General features: G+C 62.8%; 20 protein-coding genes and 1 pseudogene. 12 read left to right on the top strand and 9 right to left on the bottom strand.

The genetic code is table 11. The features are described from left to right. Positions 1-124, bottom strand: a pseudogene (locus HX786_RS03240) (GFA family protein); the annotation flags it as partial. Positions 125-158: 34 nt separating this feature from the next. Further along, a complete protein-coding gene (locus HX786_RS03245) occupies positions 159-1,070 on the bottom strand; it encodes a LysR family transcriptional regulator (protein ID WP_177029124.1) in 912 nt (303 codons plus the stop codon). A gap of 168 nt (positions 1,071-1,238) precedes the next feature. On the opposite strand from HX786_RS03245, the gene HX786_RS03250 reads away from it, so the two are divergent. The 8 genes from HX786_RS03250 to dctM all read left to right on the top strand — a co-directional run bounded on the left by HX786_RS03250 (position 1,239) and on the right by dctM (position 9,957). Then, positions 1,239-2,057 carry a MaoC family dehydratase N-terminal domain-containing protein gene (locus tag HX786_RS03250; protein ID WP_178911710.1) on the top strand — a complete coding sequence of 273 codons (819 nt, stop codon included), beginning with the start codon at positions 1,239-1,241 and terminating at the stop codon, positions 2,055-2,057. Positions 2,058-2,088: 31 nt separating this feature from the next. Further along, a complete protein-coding gene (locus tag HX786_RS03255; RefSeq protein WP_087694986.1) occupies positions 2,089-3,252 on the top strand; it encodes an acyl-CoA dehydrogenase family protein in 1,164 nt (387 codons plus the stop codon). A 10-nt stretch (positions 3,253-3,262) separates the two neighbouring features. Next, positions 3,263-4,612 carry an MmgE/PrpD family protein gene (locus tag HX786_RS03260; RefSeq protein ID WP_008436239.1) on the top strand — a complete coding sequence of 450 codons (1,350 nt, stop codon included), beginning with the start codon at positions 3,263-3,265 and terminating at the stop codon, positions 4,610-4,612. 9 nt (positions 4,613-4,621) lie between these two features. Next, the gene (locus HX786_RS03265; protein WP_178911711.1) at positions 4,622-5,818 is read left to right on the top strand and encodes a CaiB/BaiF CoA-transferase family protein; all 1,197 of its coding nucleotides are present in this window, start codon (positions 4,622-4,624) and stop codon (positions 5,816-5,818) included. Between the two features lie 14 nt (positions 5,819-5,832). Continuing rightward, on the top strand, positions 5,833-6,648 hold the full coding sequence (locus HX786_RS03270) for a CoA ester lyase (protein WP_178911712.1): 816 nt from the start codon (positions 5,833-5,835) through the stop codon (positions 6,646-6,648). A 222-nt stretch (positions 6,649-6,870) separates the two neighbouring features. Next, complete coding sequence (dctP, locus tag HX786_RS03275) at positions 6,871-7,854, top strand: C4-dicarboxylate TRAP substrate-binding protein DctP (RefSeq protein ID WP_003215057.1); 984 nt, start codon at positions 6,871-6,873, stop codon at positions 7,852-7,854. A 190-nt stretch (positions 7,855-8,044) separates the two neighbouring features. Beyond that, on the top strand, positions 8,045-8,677 hold the full coding sequence (locus HX786_RS03280; RefSeq protein ID WP_177029129.1) for a TRAP transporter small permease: 633 nt from the start codon (positions 8,045-8,047) through the stop codon (positions 8,675-8,677). Continuing rightward, on the top strand, positions 8,677-9,957 hold the full coding sequence (gene dctM, locus HX786_RS03285; RefSeq protein WP_003215062.1) for a C4-dicarboxylate TRAP transporter large permease protein DctM: 1,281 nt from the start codon (positions 8,677-8,679) through the stop codon (positions 9,955-9,957). Before HX786_RS03280 ends, dctM begins: the two co-directional genes overlap by 1 nt. Positions 9,958-10,093: 136 nt before the next feature. Here dctM and ampC read toward each other — a convergent pair whose 3' ends face one another. Continuing rightward, on the bottom strand, positions 10,094-11,248 hold the full coding sequence (ampC, locus tag HX786_RS03290; protein ID WP_102604959.1) for a class C beta-lactamase: 1,155 nt from the start codon (positions 11,246-11,248) through the stop codon (positions 10,094-10,096). 133 nt (positions 11,249-11,381) lie between these two features. On the opposite strand from ampC, the gene HX786_RS03295 reads away from it, so the two are divergent. Next, the gene (locus HX786_RS03295; RefSeq protein WP_003215066.1) at positions 11,382-12,257 is read left to right on the top strand and encodes a LysR family transcriptional regulator; all 876 of its coding nucleotides are present in this window, start codon (positions 11,382-11,384) and stop codon (positions 12,255-12,257) included. Between the two features lie 191 nt (positions 12,258-12,448). Beyond that, positions 12,449-13,342 (top strand): LysR family transcriptional regulator, encoded by an 894-nt coding sequence (locus HX786_RS03300; protein WP_178911713.1) that lies wholly within the window; start codon positions 12,449-12,451, stop codon positions 13,340-13,342. On the opposite strand, the gene HX786_RS03305 is transcribed toward HX786_RS03300, so the two are convergent. The 3 genes from HX786_RS03305 to HX786_RS03315 form a co-directional block, all read right to left on the bottom strand. Continuing rightward, on the bottom strand, positions 13,343-13,918 hold the full coding sequence (locus HX786_RS03305; protein ID WP_178911714.1) for a DUF1349 domain-containing protein: 576 nt from the start codon (positions 13,916-13,918) through the stop codon (positions 13,343-13,345). It lies immediately after the preceding gene. Between the two features lie 72 nt (positions 13,919-13,990). Continuing rightward, positions 13,991-15,493, bottom strand: coding sequence for an APC family permease (locus tag HX786_RS03310; RefSeq protein WP_178911715.1), 1,503 nt, complete (start codon positions 15,491-15,493; stop codon positions 13,991-13,993). Beyond that, positions 15,490-16,752, bottom strand: coding sequence for an aspartate aminotransferase family protein (locus tag HX786_RS03315; RefSeq protein ID WP_087695004.1), 1,263 nt, complete (start codon positions 16,750-16,752; stop codon positions 15,490-15,492). The genes HX786_RS03310 and HX786_RS03315 overlap by 4 nt, the downstream gene beginning before the upstream one ends. Before the next feature lie 224 nt (positions 16,753-16,976). On the opposite strand from HX786_RS03315, the gene HX786_RS03320 reads away from it, so the two are divergent. After that, entirely contained in the window at positions 16,977-18,161 is a 1,185-nt protein-coding gene (locus HX786_RS03320; protein ID WP_102604955.1) for a DUF2252 family protein, read from the top strand. Positions 18,162-18,301: 140 nt separating this feature from the next. Here HX786_RS03320 and yghX read toward each other — a convergent pair whose 3' ends face one another. Continuing rightward, the gene (gene yghX, locus HX786_RS03325; RefSeq protein WP_063029644.1) at positions 18,302-19,189 is read right to left on the bottom strand and encodes a YghX family hydrolase; all 888 of its coding nucleotides are present in this window, start codon (positions 19,187-19,189) and stop codon (positions 18,302-18,304) included. Between the two features lie 44 nt (positions 19,190-19,233). Continuing rightward, on the bottom strand, positions 19,234-19,728 hold the full coding sequence (locus HX786_RS03330) for a PaaI family thioesterase (RefSeq protein ID WP_087695007.1): 495 nt from the start codon (positions 19,726-19,728) through the stop codon (positions 19,234-19,236). A gap of 118 nt (positions 19,729-19,846) precedes the next feature. Here HX786_RS03330 and HX786_RS03335 point away from each other — a divergent pair, with 118 nt between their 5' ends. After that, complete coding sequence (locus HX786_RS03335; protein WP_178911716.1) at positions 19,847-20,401, top strand: YceI family protein; 555 nt, start codon at positions 19,847-19,849, stop codon at positions 20,399-20,401. A gap of 3 nt (positions 20,402-20,404) precedes the next feature. On the opposite strand, the gene HX786_RS03340 is transcribed toward HX786_RS03335, so the two are convergent. Then, the gene (locus HX786_RS03340; protein WP_178911717.1) at positions 20,405-21,295 is read right to left on the bottom strand and encodes a DMT family transporter; all 891 of its coding nucleotides are present in this window, start codon (positions 21,293-21,295) and stop codon (positions 20,405-20,407) included. Between the last annotated feature and the right edge of the window lie 32 nt (positions 21,296-21,327).

A 21,327-nucleotide genomic window follows, 5' to 3' on the forward strand; every position in this document is an offset into this window, starting at 1 on the left:
CATACCCGCCACCCCCCTGGGTCTTGCGACAAATCGAGCAATAACACCGCTGATAAGGGTAGGGATGCGCACTCTCAAGACTGAACGAAACCGCGCCGCAATGGCAGGAACCTTCAAGCTGCATGACCAGATCTCCTTCGCAAAAGGGCAACGTTAGCTTAGGCGCCCGGCAGCCGTGGCGGTTCCATCTCGGGCATCAAGGTCGCGATCAACGCCCGAATCGTCCCCGGCAACGCCTCCAGTTCCCGCACCAGAATACTGCGCTCGCGCACCGCCCAAACTTCATCCAGCTTCACCGTCACCAGTTGCATGGTCCGGCTGTGCCGCACGGCGGCCGACTCGGGAATGATGCCGATCCCCACGCCCGCCTCAACCATCCGGCAGATCGCCTCGAAGCTCGACATTTGAATGCGCAACGACAAGTGCTTGCCCAGCCGCTCCACATGCTCACGCAGGAAACTCAGCAACGTGCTGCCGTCATGCAAGCCGATATGTTGATAAGCCAGGGTTTGCTCCAGCGTCACCGAAGGCAGGCTCGCCAGCGGATGCCCCACCGGTACCGTCAGCACCAGGTGGTCGGTGCTGAAGTGCAGCACCTGCAAACCCGACGCTTCCACAGGCCCGGCGATGATGCCCATGTCGCTGGTGCCATCCAGCACGCCCCGCACGATATCCCGCGACAGCCGCTCCTGCAGGTCCACCGTCACGCCGGGGCGCTGGGACAGGAAGCCGGCCAGCACCTCCGGGAGAAATTCGGTCACGGCGGTGGTGTTGGCAAAAATGCGGATATGCCCGGCCGAGTCGATGCCGTATTGGGTGAACTCGCTTTTCAGGTAATCCACCTGGCGCATGATCAGCCGCGCATGGTGCAGCAGCCGTTCGCCCGCCGGGGTGATCTCCACGCCACGGCTGTCGCGGTACAACAGGCGGGTGTCGAGCTGGCCCTCCAGGGCCTTGATCCGTGCACTGGCGGCGGCCGGCGAAAGGAACGCGCGCTTGGCGCCCTGGGTCAGGCTGGGGGATTCGGCGATATGGATAAACAGGCGTAAGTCAGCCAGATCAAAGTGCATGCAAGGCTCCGGGGCAGCGACGAAGAACCCATGTGGGTTCTTGAGATCTTTATTATGGGCGATGGCGTTCAGCATAGCCGAACGCTGCTTTATTGAAATGCAAATTCTCAGAACGGCCAGGGCCCAGCATGATCCGGTTCAGATTCCCTGCCCGAGGACATGCACCTGATGAGCGCCACAGACTGGATCGGCCGTAGCGAAACAGCCCACGACCACTTGAGCCACAACCTGCTCAAACGCATCGCCGCCACCTTTGGCGAAGCGGTACCGGCAGATGGCGAGCCGGTTCCGCCGTTGTGGCAATGGTGCTTCTTCCAGGACCCGCTGCCCGAGTCCGCCCTGGGCGGTGACGGTCATCCGGCCCGCGGCGGTTTCCTGCCGCCGGCCGATAATCGCAACCGCATGTGGGCCGGCGGGCGCATCGAGTTCTTCCATGCATTGCGTGCCGGTGAGGCCGCCACCCGCGTTTCGACCATCACCCGGGTGGAAGAAAAAACCGGTCGCACCGGCTCGTTGTTGTTCGTCACCGTGCGCCACGACTATTCCCAGGACGGCCGCCTGGCCCTGCGCGAAGAACAGGACATCGTCTACCGCGAACCCACGCCGCCCAAGCAGGGCAGTGGTGACGCGCTCCCCGAAGGCGCCTGGCGTGAAGCGGTCGACCCGACGCCAACCCTGTTGTTCCGCTACAGCGCCGTGACCTTCAACGGCCACCGCATTCACTACGACTACCCCTATGTCACCGGCACCGAAGGTTATTCGGGGCTGGTGGTGCACGGTCCGCTGATCGCCACCTTGAGCCTGCGCGCATTTTGCCGCGCCAACCCCGCGGCCATGTTGCGCCGTTTCTCGTATCGCGGCGTGCGTCCGTTGATTGCCCCGCAAGCCTTTGAAGTGGGCGGGCACGTCACCGCGCCGGGCGTCGCGGAACTGTGGGCGGGCAACGCCGACGGCCTGGCCCAGCGCGCCGAACTGCATTTCGAATAAACCTCCAAGAACAACAGGCGGAGAGCCGTTAATGAACCCGAATGACAACGAAGAACTGAATGCCATCCGCGAAGGCGTGCGCGCACTCTGCGCCGAATTCGACGCCGCCTACTGGCGCAAGGTCGATGAAGAAAAGGGTTTCCCGGAAGCCTTCGTCAAGGCCCTGACCGACGCCGGCTGGCTGTCGGCAATGATCCCGGAAGCCTACGGCGGCTCCGGCCTGGGGCTGGCGGAAGCCTCGGTGATACTGGAGGAAGTGAACCGCTGCGGTGGCAACTCCGGCACCGTCCACGGCCAGATGTACAACATGTTCACCTTGCTGCGTCACGGCAGCGAAGCACAGAAAAGCTTCTACCTGCCCAAGCTCGCCAGCGGCGAATTGCGCCTGCAGTCGATGGCCGTGACCGAGCCCACCACCGGCACCGACACCACCAAAATCAAGACCACCGCAGTCAAGCGCGGCGACAAGTACGTGATCAATGGCCAGAAAGTCTGGATCTCGCGGGTGCAGCATTCCGACCTGATGATCCTGCTGGCCCGCACCACGCCGTTGGCCGAGGTGAAGAAAAAATCCGAAGGCATGTCGATCTTCCTGGTGGACTTGCGGGAAGCCATCGGCAACGGCCTGACCGTGCAGCCCATCGCCAACATGGTCAACCACGAGACCAACGAACTGTTCTTCGACAACCTGGAGTTGCCGCTGGACAGCCTGATTGGCGAGGAGGGCAAGGGCTTTCGCTACATCCTCGACGGCCTCAACGCCGAACGCACGCTGATTGCCGCCGAGTGCATCGGCGATGGCCGCTGGTTTATCGAGAAAGCCAGCGCCTATGCCCGCGACCGCGTGGTATTTGGTCGGCCCATCGGACAGAACCAGGGCGTGCAGTTCCCGATTGCCGAAGCCCATATCGAGATCGAAGCGGCCGACTTGATGCGCTGGCGTGCCTGTGAGGAATACGACAGCGGCGCCAATGCCGGGGCCAGCGCGAACATGGCCAAGTACCTCGCGGCCAAGGCTTCCTGGGAGGCGGCCAACGCCTGCCTGCAAACCCACGGCGGCTTCGGGTTTGCCTGCGAATACGACGTGGAGCGCAAGTTCCGCGAAACCCGCCTGTACCAGGTTGCGCCGATCTCCACCAACCTGATCCTGTCCTACGTGGCCGAGCATCTGCTCGAACTGCCACGCAGCTTCTGAGGGCCCGACCATGAGCCATACCCAAGCGCTGTGCCGGTTCCTCGCCGAGTTGAATTACGCACAATTGCCGGACGCCGTACTCGCCCGCACCGAAGACCTGTTCCTCGACTGGCTCGCCTCGGCGCTGGCCAGCAAGGGCGCGCATCCGATCCCGCTGTTCGAACGTTATGCCCGCAGGATGGGCCCGGCTGATGGCCCGGCGCAGATCATCGTCAACGGCGGCAGCAGCAGTGCCTATTTCGCCGCGCTGGTGAATGGCGCGTCGTCGCACCTGGTGGAGCAGGATGACCTGCACAACAGCTCGGTATTGCACCCGGCGACCGTGGTGTTTCCGGCGGCATTGGCGGCGGCGCAAGACCTCGGCAAGTCCGGTCGCGAGCTGCTGCTGGCCTCGGTGGCCGGCTACGAAGCCGGGATTCGCATCGGTGAGTTCATGGGCCGTTCCCATTACCGGATCTTCCACACCACGGCCACCGTCGGCACCCTCGCAGCGGCGGTGGCCGTGGGCAAATTGCTCGACTTCAACCAAGAGCAATTCATCAACCTGCTGGGCAGTGCCGGCACTCAGGCGGCCGGGCTGTGGGAGTTCCTGCGGGATGCCGCCGACTCCAAGCAACTGCACACTGCCAAGGCCGCTGCCGATGGTTTGCTGGCGGCTTACCTGACGGCGGACGGGCTGACCGGTGCGCGCAATATTCTGGAAGGCGATCAGGGTATGGCCGCGGGCATGTCCACCGACGCCGACCCAGGCAAATTGTCCGATCGCCTCGGCAGCCGCTGGGCGCTGCTGGAAACGTCGTTCAAGTTCCATGCTTCATGCCGCCACACCCATCCGGCCGCCGATGCGCTGCTGGATCTGATGCAGCGCGAAGGGCTGGGCCATGAGCAGATCGCCCATGTGGAAACTCGCGTTCACCAGGGCGCCATCGACGTGTTGGGCCGGGTGACGCTGCCGCAGACCGTGCACCAGGCCAAGTTCTCCATGGGCACCGTGCTGGGGTTGATTGCCGTGCATGGCAAGGCCGGGCTGACCGAGTTTCACGAGCTGGCGCTGAGCGACGGGGACGTGGCGGCGTTTCGCGACAAGGTCTCCATGACCCTCGACGCCGAAGTCGACGGTGCCTATCCGCAGCGCTGGCTGGGCCGGGTCATCGTGACCACCGCCGATGGTCGCACCCTGCACGGCGCCATCGACGAACCCAAGGGCGACCCGGGCAACACCCTGAATCGCTCGGAGCTGGCCGACAAGTTCCAGCGCCTGACTCAATTCAGCGGTGCCCGCACACCCGCGCAAACCACCGGGCTGATCGAAAAAGTATGGGACCTGCGCAACGCCGCGTCCCTGGCTCACTGGCTTTAAGGAACTGTCATGACCGCTAATCAACGACCGCTGGACGGCATCACCGTTGTCAGCCTGGAACACGCGATTGCCGCACCGTTCTGCACCCGCCAGTTGGCCGACCTGGGCGCGCGGGTGATCAAGATCGAACGTCCCGGCGCTGGCGACTTTGCCCGGGGCTATGACGAGCGCGTGCGCGGCCTGGCCTCGCATTTCGTGTGGACCAACCGCTCCAAGGAAAGCCTGACCCTGGACCTCAAGCACGACGATGCCGGGGACATCCTGGAAACCCTGCTGGCCGATGCCGATGTGCTGGTGCAGAACCTCGCACCGGGCGCGGCCGCGCGCATGGGTTTGTCATTCGAGGCGCTGCATGAGCGCTTCCCGCGGCTGATCGTCTGCGACATCTCCGGCTATGGCGAGGGTGGCCCGTATGAAAAGAAAAAGGCCTACGACCTGCTGATCCAGAGCGAAGGCGGCTTTCTCTCGGTCACCGGTGGCCCGGGTGAAGACCAGATGGCCAAGGCTGGCTGCTCCATCGCCGATATCTCCGCCGGGATGTACGCCTACAGCGGCATCCTCTCGGCGCTGCTGCTGCGGGGCAAGACCGGGCAGGGCAGTCGCATCGACGTCAGCATGCTGGAAAGCCTGGTGGAGTGGATGGGCTACCCGATGTATTACGCGTTCGACGGCGCGCCCCAGCCACCGCGCGCGGGTGCGGCGCATTCGACGATCTACCCCTACGGGCCGTTTCCCACCGGCGACGGCGGCGCGGTGATGCTCGGGTTGCAGAACGAGCGGGAATGGGCGGCGTTCTGCGACAAGGTGCTGCTTACCCCGGAATTGGCCACCGACGAGCGTTTCTCGGCCAACTTCAAGCGTTCGGAAAACCGCGACGTGCTGCGCCAGATCATCGTCGACCGTTTTGCGCAGATGAGCGCCGAGGGCGTGATCCAGCGACTGGAAGACGCGCAAATCGCCAGTGCACGAGTCAACGACATGCAAGGCGTGTGGGACCACCCGCAGCTCAAGGCCCGGGACAGTTGGCGGGAAGTCGACAGCCCGGCGGGCAAATTACCGTCGTTGCTGCCACCGGCACGCAATGCCGCGTTCACCCCGCGGATGGATGCGGTGCCGGGGCTGGGGCAGCACAGCCAGGGGATTCTCGACCAGCTGGGTTACTCCGCTGAAGCCATCGACGGCCTGCGTATCCGCGGCGTTATCTGACAAGGAATCGAACGATGCCAACCTCTCTTGTGCGCTCTGCGCTGTTTGTACCGGGCAGCCGACCGGAACGTTTTGCCAAGGCCCTGGCCAGTGGCGCCGATGCGGTGATTGTGGATTTTGAAGACGCGGTGGAAGAGCCGCTCAAGCGTCAGGCCCGGGACAACCTCGGGGTGTTTTTGCAGGCGACGCCGGCGGCGCGGGTGTGGGTGCGGATCAACGCGCCGGAGCATCCCGAGCATTTTGCCGATGTGGCGTTCTGTCAGGCCCATGCCGGAGTCGCGGGGGTGTTGCTGCCCAAGGTTGAAAGTGCGGCCCAGGTGGCCGTAGTGGCTGCAACAGGCAAGGCTATCTGGCCGATTATCGAGAGTGCGCGGGGTTTGCTGGCGGTGGCGGAAATCGCCCATGCGCCGCTGGTGGGGCGCCTGTCGTTTGGTGGCCTGGACCTGGCGCTGGACTTGAACCTGAGCAGCGGCTCCCCGGCCGCGCAATTTGCCCTCGACCAGGCTCGCCTTGCCTTGATCGTGCATTCCCGCGCCGCCGGGCTGGTGGCGCCGCTGGACGGCGTGCACCCGGCCATCGACGACCCCGAAGGCCTGCGCCGTTCGATTCGGCATGCCTATGAAATGGGCTTTGCCGGCGCGTTGTGTATCCATCCCAAGCAGGTGGCGGTGATTCACCAGGCGTTGGCCCCCAGTGCCGAGGATCTGGCCTGGGCCAAACGGGTGGTGGACGCTGGTGCCCATGGGGCCGGGGCGTATCAGCTGGACGGGCAGATGGTGGATGCACCGGTGTTGTTGCGGGCCCAACGATTATTAGCCGCGCAACCGTAGAAATGTGGGAGCGGGCTTGCTCGCGAAAGCGGTGGGGCAGCCAGTGCATCCGGTGACTGGCACACCGCTTTCGCGAGCAAGCCAGCTCCCACATTGGATCTCTGTCGTTTGCAAAATAGGCGTTCGTCCACGCCGAACGCAGGTATCTAAAATTCGAAATTCTCTATACGCGTGACATCAGGCACCTTGCCCTATAACACAACAATAAGAAGGTGATTTTCCATGCTCAAGCTTTCTCGGGCGCTGTTCTGCGCCGCCACCTTGTTTGCCGCGGGCCTGGCCCAGGCGGCCGACCCCATCGTGATCAAGTTCGCCCACGTCGTCGCGGAAAACACCCCCAAAGGCCAGGGCGCCTTGCTGTTCAAGAAGCTCGCTGAAGAACGCCTGCCCGGCCGGGTGAAAGTCGAGGTGTACCCCAACTCCTCGCTGTTCGGCGACGGCAAGGAAATGGAAGCGCTGCTGCTGGGCGACGTGCAGATGCTGGCGCCGTCCCTGGCCAAGTTTGAGCAGTACACCAAGCAAGTACAGATCTACGACCTGCCGTTCCTGTTCAACGACCTGGCGGCGGTCGACCGTTTCCAGGCGGCCCAGGGCAAGGCGTTGCTGACCTCGATGCAAGACAAGAACATCCTCGGCCTGGCCTATTGGCACAACGGCCTCAAGCAACTGTCGGCGAACAAGGCATTGCGTGAGCCCAAGGATGCCCGTGGCCTGAAGTTCCGCGTGCAGGCCTCCAGCGTCCTGGAGGAGCAGTTCAAGGCGATCCGCGCCAACCCGCGCAAGATGAGTTTTGCCGAGGTGTACCAGGGCTTGCAGACCGGCACCGTCAACGGCACCGAGAACACCTGGTCGAACTATGAAAGCCAGAAGGTCAACGAAGTGCAGAAGTACTTCACCGAATCCAACCATGGCCTGATCGACTACATGGTGATCACCAACGCCAAGTTCTGGAACGGCCTGCCGCCGGATGTGCGCACCACCCTGGACCAGGTCATGGTTGAAGTCACCGTCGAGGTGAACAAGCAGGCCGAGGCGCTGAACCAGTCGGCCAAGCAGAAGATCATCGACGCCAAGACCAGCGAAATCATCGAGCTGACACCGGAGCAACGCCAGCTCTGGCGCGAAGCCATGCGCCCGGTGTGGCAGAAGTTCGAAGGTGAAATCGGCGCTGACCTGATCAAGGCGGCCGACGCGTCGAACCAGTAATTTGGAGAGCACCGAGATCAAATGTGGGAGCGGCGGTGCGACGATTCGACTTGCTCGCGAATGCGGTGTATCAGTCACCGAATGCATCAACTGAAAGACTGCATTCGCGAGCAAGCCCGCTCCCACATGTTGATCCGGTTCCCGCCTCCAAGCCTTGCACACACCTATCTCCGCTTCGCGAGGTTTTGCCATGCAAACGCTAAGGCGCGTCTGGGAGCACCTGGAGGAAGGCTTTATCGCCATCCTGCTGGCCGCCATGACCCTGGTGACTTTTGTCTACGTCATGCTCAACAACATCTACACCCTGTTCTTTGCCCTTGCCGACAAGTGGGCGTGGAGCAGCGGTTTCTTCAATGCCCTGGGTGACCACACCATGGGCTGGGCCCAGGACATGACCTGGAGCGTGGCGCTGACCAAGGCCATGTTCGGTTGGTTGATTTTCTTTGGCATCTCCTACGGCGTACGCACCGCCGGCCACCTGGGGGTGGACGCGCTGGTCAAGCTGACGCCGCGCCGGGTGCAGCGCCTGCTGGGCATGCTCGCCTGCCTGTGCTGCCTGGCCTACGCCGGGCTGTTCATGGTTGCCAGCTACAAGTGGTTGAGTGCGGTGATGACCGCCCACATCGGCGCGGAAGACCTCGACCAGTTCGGCATCGATGTCGGCGATATTATTGTGATCGTGCCCATCGGCTTTGCCCTGGTGTTCATCCGCTATCTGGAAATTTTCTACCGCATCTTCACCCACCGCCAAACCGGGCTGGGCCTGGCCGACGAAGCCGGTGAAGCCAGCAAGTTGGCCGGCAGCCATGAGGAGCGTCACTGATGGCCGTTCTGTGTCTGTTTTTGCTGCTGTTCGTGTTCATGTTCCTCGGTGTGCCCATCGCGATTTCCCTGGGGTTGTCGGGCGCGGTGTCGATCCTGATGTTCAGCCCGGACTCGGTGAGTTCCCTGGCGATCAAGCTGTTTGAAACCTCGGACGCCTATACCTTCCTGGCGATTCCGTTCTTCCTGTTGTCGGGTGCGTTCATGACCACCGGTGGCGTGGCGCAGCGGCTGATCGACTTTGCCAACGCCTGCGTCGGGCATATCCGCGGCGGGCTGGCGATTGCGGCGGTGCTGGCATGCATGCTGTTTGCCGCACTGTCGGGCTCCTCGCCCGCGACAGTGGCGGCGGTGGGTTCGATTGCCGTGGCGGGCATGGTGCGCTCGGGCTACCCGAAGGAATTCGGCGCCGGGATCATCTGCAACGCCGGTACCCTGGGCATCCTGATTCCGCCGTCGATCGTGATGGTGGTGTACTCGGCCGCCACGGAAACCTCGGTGGGCAAGCTGTTCATGGCCGGGGTGATTCCGGGCCTGCTGCTGGGCTTGATGTTGATGGTCGCGATCTACATCGTCGCGCGCATCAAGAAACTGCCGGCCCAGCCGCGGGCGACCTTTCGCGAGTGGCTGACCTGCGCCCGCCGGGCATTCTGGGGCCTGTTGCTGCTGGTGATCATCCTGGGCGGTATCTACAGCGGCATGTTCACCCCGACCGAAGCGGCGGCGGTGGCGGCGGTGTACTCGGCGTTTGTCGCGCTGTTCATCTACAAGGACATGAAGATCAGGGATTGCCCCAAGGTGCTGCTGGAGTCCGGGCGCCTGGCGATCATGCTGATGTTTATCATCGCCAACGCCATGCTCTTCGCTCACGTGCTGACCACGGAGCAGATTCCCCAGGAAATCACCGCGTGGGTGATCTCCGAGGGCCTGACGCCGATTGGTTTCCTGATCATGGTCAACGTGGTGTTGCTGGTGGCGGGCAGCTTTATGGAGCCGTCGGCGATCGTGCTGATCCTGGCGCCGATCTTTTTCCCGATTGCGATGAAGCTGGGGATCGACCCGATTCACCTGGGAATTGTGATGGTGGTCAACATGGAGATTGGCCTGGTGCATCCGCCGGTGGGGTTGAACCTGTTTGTGACCTCGGCAGTGACCGGGCTGACGCTGGGGCAGACCATCCGCGCGGCGTTGCCGTGGCTGATGATCCTGCTGGTGTTCCTGATCATGGTGACTTACCTGCCGTTCATATCGCTGGCCTTGCCGCATTGGCTGGGGATGTAAACCCAACTTGAATCACGCCACAAAACAATGTGGGAGCGGGCTTGCCCGCGATGGGGGCGTGTCAGCCAGCACATGTGCCGACTGATACACCCCCATCGCGGGCAAGCCCGCTCCCACATTTGAGGTGTGCAGGGATTTATTTATCCATCGCACTCAAGATCGCATGGGCCACTTTCACCCGTTCGGCATTCGGGTAGTTCTTGTTCGCCAGGATCACCACCCCCAGGCCTTTGCTCGGCACGTACGCCACGTAGGCGCCAAAACCACCGGTGGCGCCAGTCTTGTTCACCAGCGTGTCGGCATGGGGCGCTTGCGGTGGTGTCAGCCAGTTGACCTTGTGGGGCTGAAAGGCCATTTGTGCCGAGTTGCCTTCCGTCAATGCATCCAGCGTGATCGGGTAGGGGTACATCTCCCAGCCGAGGCCCTGGGTCATGCCATCCACCGTGTAGTAGCCGGTGTGGGTTGCGGCAATCGCCTGTTGCAGCGGCTTCTCCAGCTTCGCCGGGTGCATGTTCACTTCAACGTACTGAATCAGGTCCGAGGTGCTGGTCTTGATGCCGTAGGCCTCGGCGTCCAGGGCGCCAGGCCCTACACGCACCGGTTTGCCGGCCTTGTCGTAACCCTGGGCGTAAAGGTTCATTTGTGACTTGGGTACGCTGATAAAGGTGTGCTTGAGGCCGAGTTTCGGCAGCAGGGTCTGCGCCATCAACCGGTCAAACGGCTGGCCCAGGCTTTGCGCTGCCAGGTGGCCGAACAAGCCGATGCTCGGGTTGGAATACAGGCGTTGCGTGCCGGGAGCGAAGTCCGGTTTCCAGTGCTGGTAGTAGCTGATCATCTTGCCGGCGTTATCGGACTCATCGGGGAATTGCAGGGGCAAGCCACCTGCGGTGTAGGTGCCGAGGTTGAGCAGGCTGATGTGGTCAAACGTGTCGCCGCGCAATGCCGGCAGGTATTGGCTGGCCGGGTCCGACAGCTTCAGCTTGCCGTTGGCCAGGGCATAGCCGGCAAGGGTGGCGGTGAAGGTCTTGCTCACCGAGCCGATTTCAAACAGGGTGTTTTCGGTGACGGGCTGCTTGCTCTCCTTGTTGGCGACGCCGTAGTTAAAGTATTGCGCCTTGCCGTTCTGTACGATCGCCACCGACAGGCCGGCGATGTCCTGTTGCTGCATCAGGGGCTGGACCGTACTGTCCACGACCTGGCGCATGTCGGTAGCCGCCATGCAGTTGCCTGCGCCGAGCAATAAGGCGAATATCGCGGTGTTGCGCACGGTTGGAAAAAGGGATGTGTACATGATGACGTGACTTCCATGAAGGTGATCGGGTGAATACCGTTGCCTGCGCAGGCGCCGCAAATCTAGGCAGTTTGTGATCCCGCGGCAAACGATGATATCTCGCAACAGCTATTAGAAAAATTAGGGTCAAGCCATGCTCCGTTCCCATTTGCCACTCAACGCGCTGCGAGCCTTCGAGGCGTCTGCGCGGCATTTGAGTTTTACCCGGGCGGCGATTGAACTGTGCGTCACCCAGGCGGCGGTCAGTCACCAGGTGAAAAGCCTGGAGGCGCAGCTCAATGTCACGCTGTTCAAACGCCTGCCCCGGGGCCTGATGCTCACCAGCGAGGGCGAGACCCTGCTGCCGGTGTTGCGCGAATCCTTCGACCGGATAGCTCAAACCTTAGGCCAGTTTGAAGGTGGGCATTACCGCGAAGTATTGACGGTAGGCGCGGTGGGCACCTTTGCAGTGGGCTGGCTGTTGCCGCGGCTTGCGGATTTCCAGGCGCGCTACCCGTTTATCGACTTGCGCCTGTCCACCAACAACAACCGCGTCGACGTGGCGGCCGAAGGCCTGGATTACGCAATCCGGTTTGGTTCCGGCGCGTGGCACGGCACCGAGGCGTGCCAATTGCTGGAGGCACCGCTGACGGTGCTGTGCGTGCCGCAACTTGCTCGGCAATTGCAGACTCCGGCGGACCTGTTGAAGCACACGCTGCTGCGCTCATATCGTGCGGATGAGTGGACGCAATGGTTCCAGGCCGCGGGATTGCCAGCCGACACGCTGGTGCCGCGCAGTATCGTTTTCGACTCGTCCCTGGCGATGATGGAGGCGGCGCTGCAAGGGGCGGGGGTGGCCCTAGCGCCGGCGATGATGTTCAGCCGGCAGTTGGCGACGGACGTGATTCGCCAGCCGTTCGAGATCGGCATCACCACCGGCAGTTATTGGCTGACGCGCTTGCAGTCACGGGCCGAGACGCCGGCGATGCTGGCGTTCAAGACGTGGTTGCGTGAAGTGGCCATGCACTGAGGTTGGGTCGACGCTGTGGCGAGGGAGCTTGCTCCCGCTGGGCTGCGTAGCGGCCCCAAAGAAGCGACGGTGTTAGTTCAGCAAGAACGCGGCGGATGGTTTCAGGGTCGCTGCGCAACCCAACCGGAGCAAGCTCCCTCGCCACAGGTTATTCTCCCACTCGGTCTGCCCATTGATCATAAGAGGCTGCAATGCAAACTTCCGGCGTAGACATCCGTCAACTCAAGGCCTTCGTGGTGGTGGCCGAGGAGCTCAGCTTCGTGCGCGCCGCGACCCGCCTGCATGTCTCGCAACCGGCGCTGTCCCAGACCATCCGCCAGTTTGAGGCGCTGCTGGACGTACAACTGTTCCAACGCAACACCCGCAACGTAGCACTGACCGAAGCCGGCCTGGCCTTGCTGGTAGAGGCGCGGGAAATCGTCAATGGCGTAAGCCGCCTGGTACGCACCGCCCACGAACATGCACGCGGCGTACGCGGCTCATTGAATATCGGCTTCCTGATCGGCGCGGGTGTGGACTTGATGCCGCAAATCCTCAGCGTGTTCGCCAGGCGCTACCCGGAGATCGAACTGGTGGTGCGCGAGTATGACTTCGGCTCGCCCCATGCCGGGATCGACGAGGGCATGGACGTATCGGTGCTGCGCCCGCCACTGGGCCTGCCGGACATCGAGTTGCACACTCTGGTGACCGAACCCTGCGTGGCGTGCCTGGCGTCCAGCCACCGGTTGGCCGGGGAGAGCAGCGTGAGCATCTACGATGTGCTGGATGAGCCGATCATTGCTGCACCGGGAGTGGGCGTGTGGCGCAGTTTCTGGACCGCCGACGCGTACCGCGATGGCCAGCCGGCGCGGATCGTCCATGAAGCTTCGACGGTGGAGACCGAGTTGCAGGCGGTGGCGTCGGAGCGCGGGATCAGTATCACCGCGCTGTCCACTGCACGTTTTTATGCACGGCCCGGCCTGGCCTTCCCGGTGATCAGCGATATGCCGATGTGTGAAGTGGCGGTCGCCTTGCCGCCACAACCGAGTGTGGCGGCGCGCAACTTTGCCGAGTTGGCAATGGAAGTGGCGAGCAGCCGGAGTTAGTCAGGACAGGTCGTGCAGGGATTTGCCGTTGGGCGCACTTACCTGAAGCTCGGAAAACTCCACCTCCAGCCCGCCACGTTCCGGCGTGCAGCAATAAGGCCCCACCTGATACGACGCAGCCACGGGGAACGGCGCCAGGCGCACCAATGGCCAGCTCACACCATCCACCGACACCTGCACGCGCAGCACGCCCTTGGCCACGGTGGCGCGAATCCAGAACGCCTCGGGATCACCCGGGAACACACCGGTGGCCCAGTCCGACACGGCATCGGTCAATACGCTGCTCAACAGCGTCACACCGTCGGACAGTTCCGCACCGATCTTCACCCAATGCGCTTCATCCACCCGCACCATCAACCCGGCCTGGTCATACAGGTGGGTAAACTCACTGTGGATTTTGACTTGGGCGGTAAAGTCGCCGTCGGTTTCAACAAACAGGAAATGCCCGTTGTCGCGCACAAAACCATAGTGGGTTTCTCGCCAGAAATCGGTGCTGGCATCGGTGCGCACCTTGAGGCGCTGGCCTTCTCGGCTCCATTGCTGGGGTTGATTGAGCCAACTGGCCTGTTCAAACATCGGGAAGCTCCTTGAAGGTGACAAGACAAAACCCCGGCGCCCGGGGTTTTGTTGTTTGGCTGCAATCAGCGGCTAGTGGTCGAGCAATTTGCCGCTCGGCCCGGCGGTGCCATTGTTAAGGCGCGTGCGCAGCGAAAACAACCACCACAGCACGCCGACCCCGAGTGTAACCCCGGTGGTGATGGCGCCGGTGTGGCTTTCTTCGGGCACGCTCAGGGTCAGGATCACCGCGATGGCCCACAGGCCACCGAGGACGATCATCGGCAACAACCACTTGCCCAGGCTGAACACACCCGCAGGCGCCCCCGGCATCCGGCCATTTTTATAGGCCAGGTACGCGGCAATCAGCGTCAGCAGGTAGGTGCAGTAGTAGGTCAGGCCGACCATCGAGTAGATCGCCGTGACAAACCCGCCGCTCGCCAGGTTCAGCAGCACGGCAATGGCGGTGATCAGCACGATGGCGGCGACCGGCGTACCGAAGTGCGGGTTGATCTTCGCCAGCACCTTGGAGCCCGGCAGCATGTTGTCCCGGGACAGGGCGAAGGTCATGCGCGTGGCCACCGCCATGTTGGCGATCAGGCAGGCGAGGATCGAGGCGAAGGCGATCACGATCATGCCCACGCCGGCGGCGTTGCCCAGTTGCAGGCGCACGATATTGATCACCGGGTTTTCGCTGTGGCTGAGCAGCTCGCTGACCGACGCCGGGATCGCAATGCTCAGCAAGGCGAACACCACGAAGCCCAATACACTGGACACCAGCACCGCACGAATCATCGCCCGGGGCGCGGCGCGGCGTGGGTCCTTGGTTTCTTCGGACAGGTCGGCGGCGCCCTCCCAGCCCAGCAGCACCGAGACCGGCAGCAAGGTGGCGAGGGCGAGGGTGGTGAAGCTGAGGGTGCCGCCGCTCACCGGTTGTGCCGAGGTCAGGATCGCCACGCCCTGGGTGTGCTCGAAGAAGAAAAACACCCCAAAGAACAACGCAATCGCCAGCAGCACCGTGCCGATGATTTCGATGATTGCGCCGATGTCGTTGATCCGCGTGGCCAGGCGAATCCCGCAGATGTTCAGCAGGCCTACCACCAGCGTGGCACCGATGCTCAGGCCCTGGATCTGGCCCTGTGTCGGGTTGGCCCAGATCTCCGGCGCGAACACCGTGCCGATGGCCGCCGAGGTGGCGGCTGTACCGGCGACAAACGAGGTGAACGCGACCCAGCCGGTAAACCAGCCGAAGTGATTGCCCGCCAACCGGCTGGACCATTGGTAGGCGTAGCCGGTAAGCGGAATGCGCCCGGCCAGGTGGCAGTAGACCATGACGATGCAGCACACCAGCGGGATCACCAGCAGCCACAAAAGGATGCCGATACCGCCGACGCGGTTGAACGGGTCGGCGAACAGCGTGACCACCCCGGTGTTGATCGAGACCATGGAAAAGGCCAGGGCAAACGAGGTGAACGAACTCATGGTGCGGTGCATCTTTTGCTCGTAGCCGAGGCTGGCCAGGTCGGCGTCGTCGCTGGACAGCGGGGCCTGGGCATTCGGCGGGGCGGTCACGGTGTTTTCAACGAATGTGCTCATGGCCGTTGCTCCTCGATGATGCCGATCACCTCGTCCAGCACATCGAGGGCCTTGGCCAGCAACGGGCGTTCGATATCCAGCGGAGGCTTGACTTTGATCAGGTTACCCAGCCCGGCGTAGCGGCTTTCGCCAAACAATACGCCGCGCTCCACCCCAAGGCGATACACCTCCTGGGATTCCCGGCAGGCCGGTTCCTTGGTGGTGCGGTCCTTGACCAGCTCGATGGACGCCATCAGCCCGGGGCAGCGCACGTCGCCGATCAGCGGGTGGCGGGTTTGCATGTCCTTGAGGCGGGCGGTGATGTAGTCGCCGGAGTCGCGGGCTTTTTCGCAGAGGTTGTCGGCGACGATCGCTTCCACCGTGGCATAGCCGGCGGCCAGCGAGACCGGGAAGTGACCGAAGGTCAGGGCTTCTTCACCTTCGTCGAACCACTTGAGCTTGTCATCGGCGAGGATCCCGGCCAGCGGGAAGCCGCCGCCGACGCCTTTGCCGAACACGATGATGTCGGGCAGCACGTCGTAATAGTCGGCGGCGAACATCGTGCCCATGCGCCCGAAACCGGTCTGCACTTCATCAAAAATCAGCAGCACGCCGAGGCGGTCGCAGATCTCGCGCACGCCTTTGTAGTAGGAGCGGGGGAACTCGATATGCCCGCCATTGCCCTGGATCGGTTCCATCATCACTGCTGCCACGCCACCGTCGACGCCCTTGAGGATGGTTTCTTCCAGCAGGCCAAGGCACAGCTGTGACTCGGTTTCCGGGTCCATGCCCAGGCGCGTGCGGTACGGGTTGGGGTGGGGGACGCGGGTGAAACGTGGCTGGATCGCCAGGAACGGATTGTTCGGATGCGGCCAACTGGCGCCGAGGGTGGCCAGGGAGCGGCCGTGGTAGCCGTCCTGCAGCACCAGCAGGTTCTGTGCGCCGGGGCGGTTCTTGAAAGCCAGTTTCATCGCCATTTCACCGGCGAGGCTGCCATGCAGGGCAAAGCCCATCTGGTTGAGGGCGCCCGGGGAGACCTCCCGCAGCTTCTTCACCAGCCGGGTGTGGGCAGGTGAGCCAAAGTTGGGGCGGATGTGAGTCATTTCGCGCAATTGCGCAACGGCGGCTTCCACCACCCGGGGGTCATTGGCCCCCAAATTGTTCGACCAGGCCTGGGCGGTACAGTCGATGTATTCCTTGCCCTGATCGTCCCATACCAGCGAGCCTCGGGCCTTGACCAGGTTGATCTTGGCGGGTGCGGTGTTCATCACTTCATTCATCTGCGTTATCTCTTTTGTTAGGGCGGCAGTGTTTGGGGATGTGTGCAGTTAGGGTTGTGACTCGCTGCATCGAGTTGACCCGATGCTAGTCCCGGGGACGGGAGGAATAGAAAGACCGATTGCAGTGGGATTGATTGGCGTGGCTTATCAATAGAATCCTCTGAAACAAAATGAAACATTTGTCGCGGGCCAGCCTCTACCGTATCTCCACGACGAGTACTTCTATGAAAATTCCGCGTCCCTCTTCGCGAATGCCCCACCTCACGCAACTGCGCAACCTGAAGATGGCGCGCTCCGCCCACGCCTATGTGCGGGGCAGTACGGTTCAGTTTTACGAGTGGCTGCACAGCCAGCGCGGCCGGCGCTTGCCCCACGGGCCGGCGATCTGGATCTGCGGCGACTGCCACGCCGGTAACCTTGGGCCCACGGGCGATACCAAGGGCCGGATCGACATGCATATCCGTGACCTTGACCAGGCGGTGATCGGCAATCCGGCCCATGACCTGGTGCGCCTGGCCTTGTCCCTGGCCACCGCTGCGCGGGGTTCGGACCTGCCGGGGGTGACCACCGCCCGCATGCTTGAAGAGATGATGGTGGGCTACGCGCAGGCGTTTAAGGACAAGCCCGACGAGGCACCACCGCGCCCGTCCCAGGTCAAGGCCGGGATGCGCAGTGCGGTGGAGCGCACCTGGAAGAATCTGGCTCGCGAACGTATTGAAAACACCCGGCCGACGATTCCGCTGGGCAAGCATTTCTGGTCGTTGTCGCGGGCGGAAAAATCAGCCCTTGAAACGTTGTGCGCGTCGGATGAAATCCACCGGCTGGTGACTTCGCTCAAAGGCCGCTCCAACGACGCCGAGGTTGAGCTGCTGGACTCGGCTTATTGGGTCAAGGGTTGCAGCTCCCTTGGATTGCTGCGTTATGCGGTGTTGCTGGGAGTAGGGGACAAGTCTGATCAGGAATACTGCCTGCTCGACATCAAGGAAGCGGTAGGCGCTGCGGCGCCGCGTGCGGCCCGGGCAAAAATGCCTCGGGATAACGGCCGGCGGGTGGTGGAGGGCGCGCGGCACCTGTCACCGGCGTTGGGGGAGCGGATGTTGGCCACGCGGTTTCTGGATCACGGGTTTTTCATTCGCGAACTGCTGCCCCAGGACATGAAGCTGGAGTTGGATGAGCTGAGCGAGATTGATGCGATGCACGCGGCCGGGTACCTGGCGCGGGTGGTCGGCGTAGCCCATGCGCGGCAGATGGACCGGGATACGCGCAAGGATTGGATGGCGCTGTTGCAAGAGAATCGCTCCAGGCAACTGGATGCGCCTTCGTGGCTGTGGACCAGTGTGGTGCAGTTGGTGGGGAGCCATGAGGAAGGGTATTTGAATCATTGCCGGCGGTATGCGCTGGAGCACTGAGCTCAAGAACGCTGAAAGTCCCCTGTGGGAGCGGGCTTGCTCGCGAAAGCGGTGGATCAGTCAAACATCTGCTGACTGACACACCGCTTTCGCGAGCAAGCCCGCTCCCACATGAGTTGGGTGGTGTTTTGGAGGGCGGGTTACACCAGGTATTTCTTGAACCAGCCCAACGTCCGCTCCCACGCCAGATTCGCCGCCGCCTCGTCATACCTCGGCGTCGAATCGTTGTGGAAGCCGTGATTGGCGCCCTTGTAGATAAACGCCTCATAGGTCGTGCCGGCCGCCTTCAACGCTTTCTCATACGCCGGCCAGCCCTCATTGATCCGCGTATCCAGCTCACCGTAATGCAACATGATCGGTGCCTTGATCCGTGGCACATCCTTGGCTTCCGGCTGGCGCCCATAAAACGACACCGCCGCACCCAGCTCCGGATAAGCCACGGCCGCCGCATTCGTCACGCCGCCGCCATAACAGAACCCGGTAATGCCCACCTTGCCGGTGCTTGCATCGTGGTGCATCAACCATTCGATGGCCGCGAAAAAGTCGTTCATCAGCTTCTCGGGATCGACTTTCTGTTGCAACTCCACACCTTTCTCATCATTGCCGGGATAGCCACCCACCGAGGTCAGGCCATCCGGCGCCAGGGCAATGAATCCGGCCTTGGCCAACCGACGGGCGACGTCTTCGATATACGGGTTCAACCCCCGGTTCTCATGCACCACCACCACCGCCGGCACCTTGCCGCTGGCCTTGGCCGGGCGCACCAGGTAGCCGCGCACCGTGCCGTTGCCCTTGGGTGACGGGTAGGTGATGTAGTCGGCGACGATATCCGGGTCGGTGAATTTCACCTGCTCGGCCAGGGCGTAGTTGGGGCTCAGGGCGGCGAGCAGGGCGGAGGCCGTCAGCCCGCCGAAGGTGAACAGCGCCGCGCGGTCGAGAAATTCCCGGCGGTTGATCTTGCCGTGGGCGTAGCCGTCGTAAAGCTCCAGCAGTTCAGGGGCGAAGTCTTTGGCGGTCAGACGAGTCATCGGTAGCGTCCTCGATTAGCGGTGGGACTGAATGTAGACCAGTATCAGGCTTCCCGGCCATGGGCCGCGGCGGCCAGTTGCCCGGTGTCGACCCGTACGAAGACCGAATCGCCAATCGCCGTCAGCACGCCATCGGCGTACACCTCGCACACCACGCGGCTTTTGCGCCCCACGTCACCTTCGACTTTCGCGCGCAGGGTCAGCGGCACGCCCATGGGTGTCGGCTTGATGAATTTGATTCCCAGGTTGCCGGTGACGCAGTCGATACGCGGCAGGCTGCCGGGTTCGCGTTGCTCGGCCCGGTAGTGGTAGGCCATGGCGGTCCAGTTCGAGTGGCAGTCCACCAGCATCGCGATCAGACCGCCATAGACCAGGTCTGGCCAGCCGCTGTATCGGGCGTCGGGCTGGTGCTCGGCGATCACGTGGATGCCGTCGGCGTCCCAGCGGCTCTTGATGTGCAGCCCGTGGGGGTTGCTGCTGCCGCAGCCATAACAGACGCCTTCGGGGGCGGTGGTGTCTTGCAGGGAAAGCGCGGGCATCGTGGCTCCTTGTTGTTTGGGTTCCGTCGAGGCACGAGCCTAATGCCAGGCGCGTGAATAAATCCAGCGCCTACGCTGTTAGCAGTGCACAGCGTGTTCATTCCCGGTTGAGAATCCCATGAAATCTCGATTGCCAGCGGTCGTCCTTGCCCTCGCCACCTTGTCTAACGCGTACGCCGTGGAATACACCGACGTGAATCCGACGGCCAGCACCATCAGCTTCACCTATGACCAGATGGGCCAAGAGGTGTACGGCACGTTTGGCACCTATTCGGCGACCCTGAATTTCGACACGCAAAACCCGGCTGCCGCCAGCACCGTACTGACCATCCAGCTGCCGAGCATCAATGCCGGCAGCGACGACGCCAACATCGAACTGCCCAAGCCCGGCTGGTTCGACATGACGACCTACCCGGTGGGCACCTTTACCTCGACCCACATCACTGACCTGGGCGACAACCGTTACCTGTTCAGCGGCAACCTGACCCTCAAGGGCCAGACCCGGCCGGTGGAGGTCAAGGTGGCCCTCAAGGAGCAGAGCGGCATTGGCATATTCGACGGCGAATTCGTGCTCAAGCGCGATGACTTCAGGATCGGCGCGGGGGAGTGGGCGGACAGCGTGGTGTCCAATGCGATTGTCATCAAGTTCAAGATGGTTGCGCCTGAACGCTGATGGTCAGCGGGCGAACTTCTTGGCCCCCGCCACGCACGCAATCACCGCGACGGTCACCCCCAGCATGCCCAGGCTCACCTGCTCATGCAGCAGCGTGGCCGCCAGTGCCAGGCCGAAAAACGGTTGCAGCAACTGCAATTGCCCGACGGCGGCAATGCCGCCCTGGGCCAGCCCGCGGTACCAGAACACAAACCCGATCAGCATGCTGAACAGCGACACATAGGCCAGGCTCAGCCAGGCCGGCAGGCTGATGCTCACGAAAGTTCCCGGGGCGAGGATCGCCGTCAGCGGGGCCACAATCGGCAGCGAGATCACCAGCGCCCAGCAGATCACCTGCCAGCCACCCAGGGTGCGTGAGAGCCTGGCCCCTTCGGCATAACCGAGGCCGCACACCAGGATTGCCAACAGCATCAGCAAATCCCCGGCGGGCGCAGCGCTCAGGCCCTGGGCAACCGCGTAGCCCACCACCAGCAGGCTGCCCAGGATCGAAAACAGCCAGAACACCAACTTGGGCCGCTCGCCGCCGCGCCATACGCCGAAGACCGCAGTGGCTAACGGCAGCAGGCCGACAAATACGATGGAATGGGCACTGGTGACGTACTGCAAGGCCAGTGCGGTGAGCACAGGAAAGCCGATCACCACGCCCAGCGCGACGATTGCCAGGGGCAGCAACTGACTGCGGGCCGGGTTTTTTTCCTTGAACAGCCACAGCAGGCACAGGCCGAGCAGGGCGGCGATGGTGGCGCGGGCGACGGTCAGGAATACCGGATCGAACTCCAGCACCGCCAGGCGCGTGGCCGGCAGCGAGCCGCTGAAGATCACCACGCCGATCAAACCGTTGATCCAGCCGCTGGCGTTGTTTTCCCGGGTGTTGAGGTGGGTGGTTCGTTCCATGAGTGTAGGGCTCGATAGGGATAAGTTGCGTC

It is taken from the genome of Pseudomonas sp. 21615526 (genome assembly GCF_013386245.1).
In the GTDB taxonomy this organism is placed as follows: Bacteria; Pseudomonadota; Gammaproteobacteria; order Pseudomonadales; family Pseudomonadaceae; genus Aquipseudomonas.

What these genes read in the sequence shown, in the direction of transcription:
- HX786_RS03315 (WP_087695004.1), bottom strand. Translation starts at nt 16,752, where the DNA reads ATGAATGAAGTGATGAACACCGCACCCGCCAAGATCAACCTGGTCAAG.
- HX786_RS03300 (WP_178911713.1), top strand. Translation starts at nt 12,449, where the DNA reads ATGCAAACTTCCGGCGTAGACATCCGTCAACTCAAGGCCTTCGTGGTG.
- HX786_RS03255 (WP_087694986.1), top strand. Translation starts at nt 2,089, where the DNA reads ATGAACCCGAATGACAACGAAGAACTGAATGCCATCCGCGAAGGCGTG.
- HX786_RS03280 (WP_177029129.1), top strand. Translation starts at nt 8,045, where the DNA reads ATGCAAACGCTAAGGCGCGTCTGGGAGCACCTGGAGGAAGGCTTTATC.
- HX786_RS03270 (WP_178911712.1), top strand. Translation starts at nt 5,833, where the DNA reads ATGCCAACCTCTCTTGTGCGCTCTGCGCTGTTTGTACCGGGCAGCCGA.
- HX786_RS03335 (WP_178911716.1), top strand. Translation starts at nt 19,847, where the DNA reads ATGAAATCTCGATTGCCAGCGGTCGTCCTTGCCCTCGCCACCTTGTCT.
- HX786_RS03340 (WP_178911717.1), bottom strand. Translation starts at nt 21,295, where the DNA reads ATGGAACGAACCACCCACCTCAACACCCGGGAAAACAACGCCAGCGGC.
- HX786_RS03310 (WP_178911715.1), bottom strand. Translation starts at nt 15,493, where the DNA reads ATGAGCACATTCGTTGAAAACACCGTGACCGCCCCGCCGAATGCCCAG.
- HX786_RS03260 (WP_008436239.1), top strand. Translation starts at nt 3,263, where the DNA reads ATGAGCCATACCCAAGCGCTGTGCCGGTTCCTCGCCGAGTTGAATTAC.
- HX786_RS03245 (WP_177029124.1), bottom strand. Translation starts at nt 1,070, where the DNA reads ATGCACTTTGATCTGGCTGACTTACGCCTGTTTATCCATATCGCCGAA.
- ampC (WP_102604959.1), bottom strand. Translation starts at nt 11,248, where the DNA reads ATGTACACATCCCTTTTTCCAACCGTGCGCAACACCGCGATATTCGCC.
- dctM (WP_003215062.1), top strand. Translation starts at nt 8,677, where the DNA reads ATGGCCGTTCTGTGTCTGTTTTTGCTGCTGTTCGTGTTCATGTTCCTC.
- HX786_RS03320 (WP_102604955.1), top strand. Translation starts at nt 16,977, where the DNA reads ATGAAAATTCCGCGTCCCTCTTCGCGAATGCCCCACCTCACGCAACTG.
- HX786_RS03295 (WP_003215066.1), top strand. Translation starts at nt 11,382, where the DNA reads ATGCTCCGTTCCCATTTGCCACTCAACGCGCTGCGAGCCTTCGAGGCG.
- dctP (WP_003215057.1), top strand. Translation starts at nt 6,871, where the DNA reads ATGCTCAAGCTTTCTCGGGCGCTGTTCTGCGCCGCCACCTTGTTTGCC.
- HX786_RS03265 (WP_178911711.1), top strand. Translation starts at nt 4,622, where the DNA reads ATGACCGCTAATCAACGACCGCTGGACGGCATCACCGTTGTCAGCCTG.
- HX786_RS03305 (WP_178911714.1), bottom strand. Translation starts at nt 13,918, where the DNA reads ATGTTTGAACAGGCCAGTTGGCTCAATCAACCCCAGCAATGGAGCCGA.
- yghX (WP_063029644.1), bottom strand. Translation starts at nt 19,189, where the DNA reads ATGACTCGTCTGACCGCCAAAGACTTCGCCCCTGAACTGCTGGAGCTT.
- HX786_RS03250 (WP_178911710.1), top strand. Translation starts at nt 1,239, where the DNA reads ATGAGCGCCACAGACTGGATCGGCCGTAGCGAAACAGCCCACGACCAC.
- HX786_RS03330 (WP_087695007.1), bottom strand. Translation starts at nt 19,728, where the DNA reads ATGCCCGCGCTTTCCCTGCAAGACACCACCGCCCCCGAAGGCGTCTGT.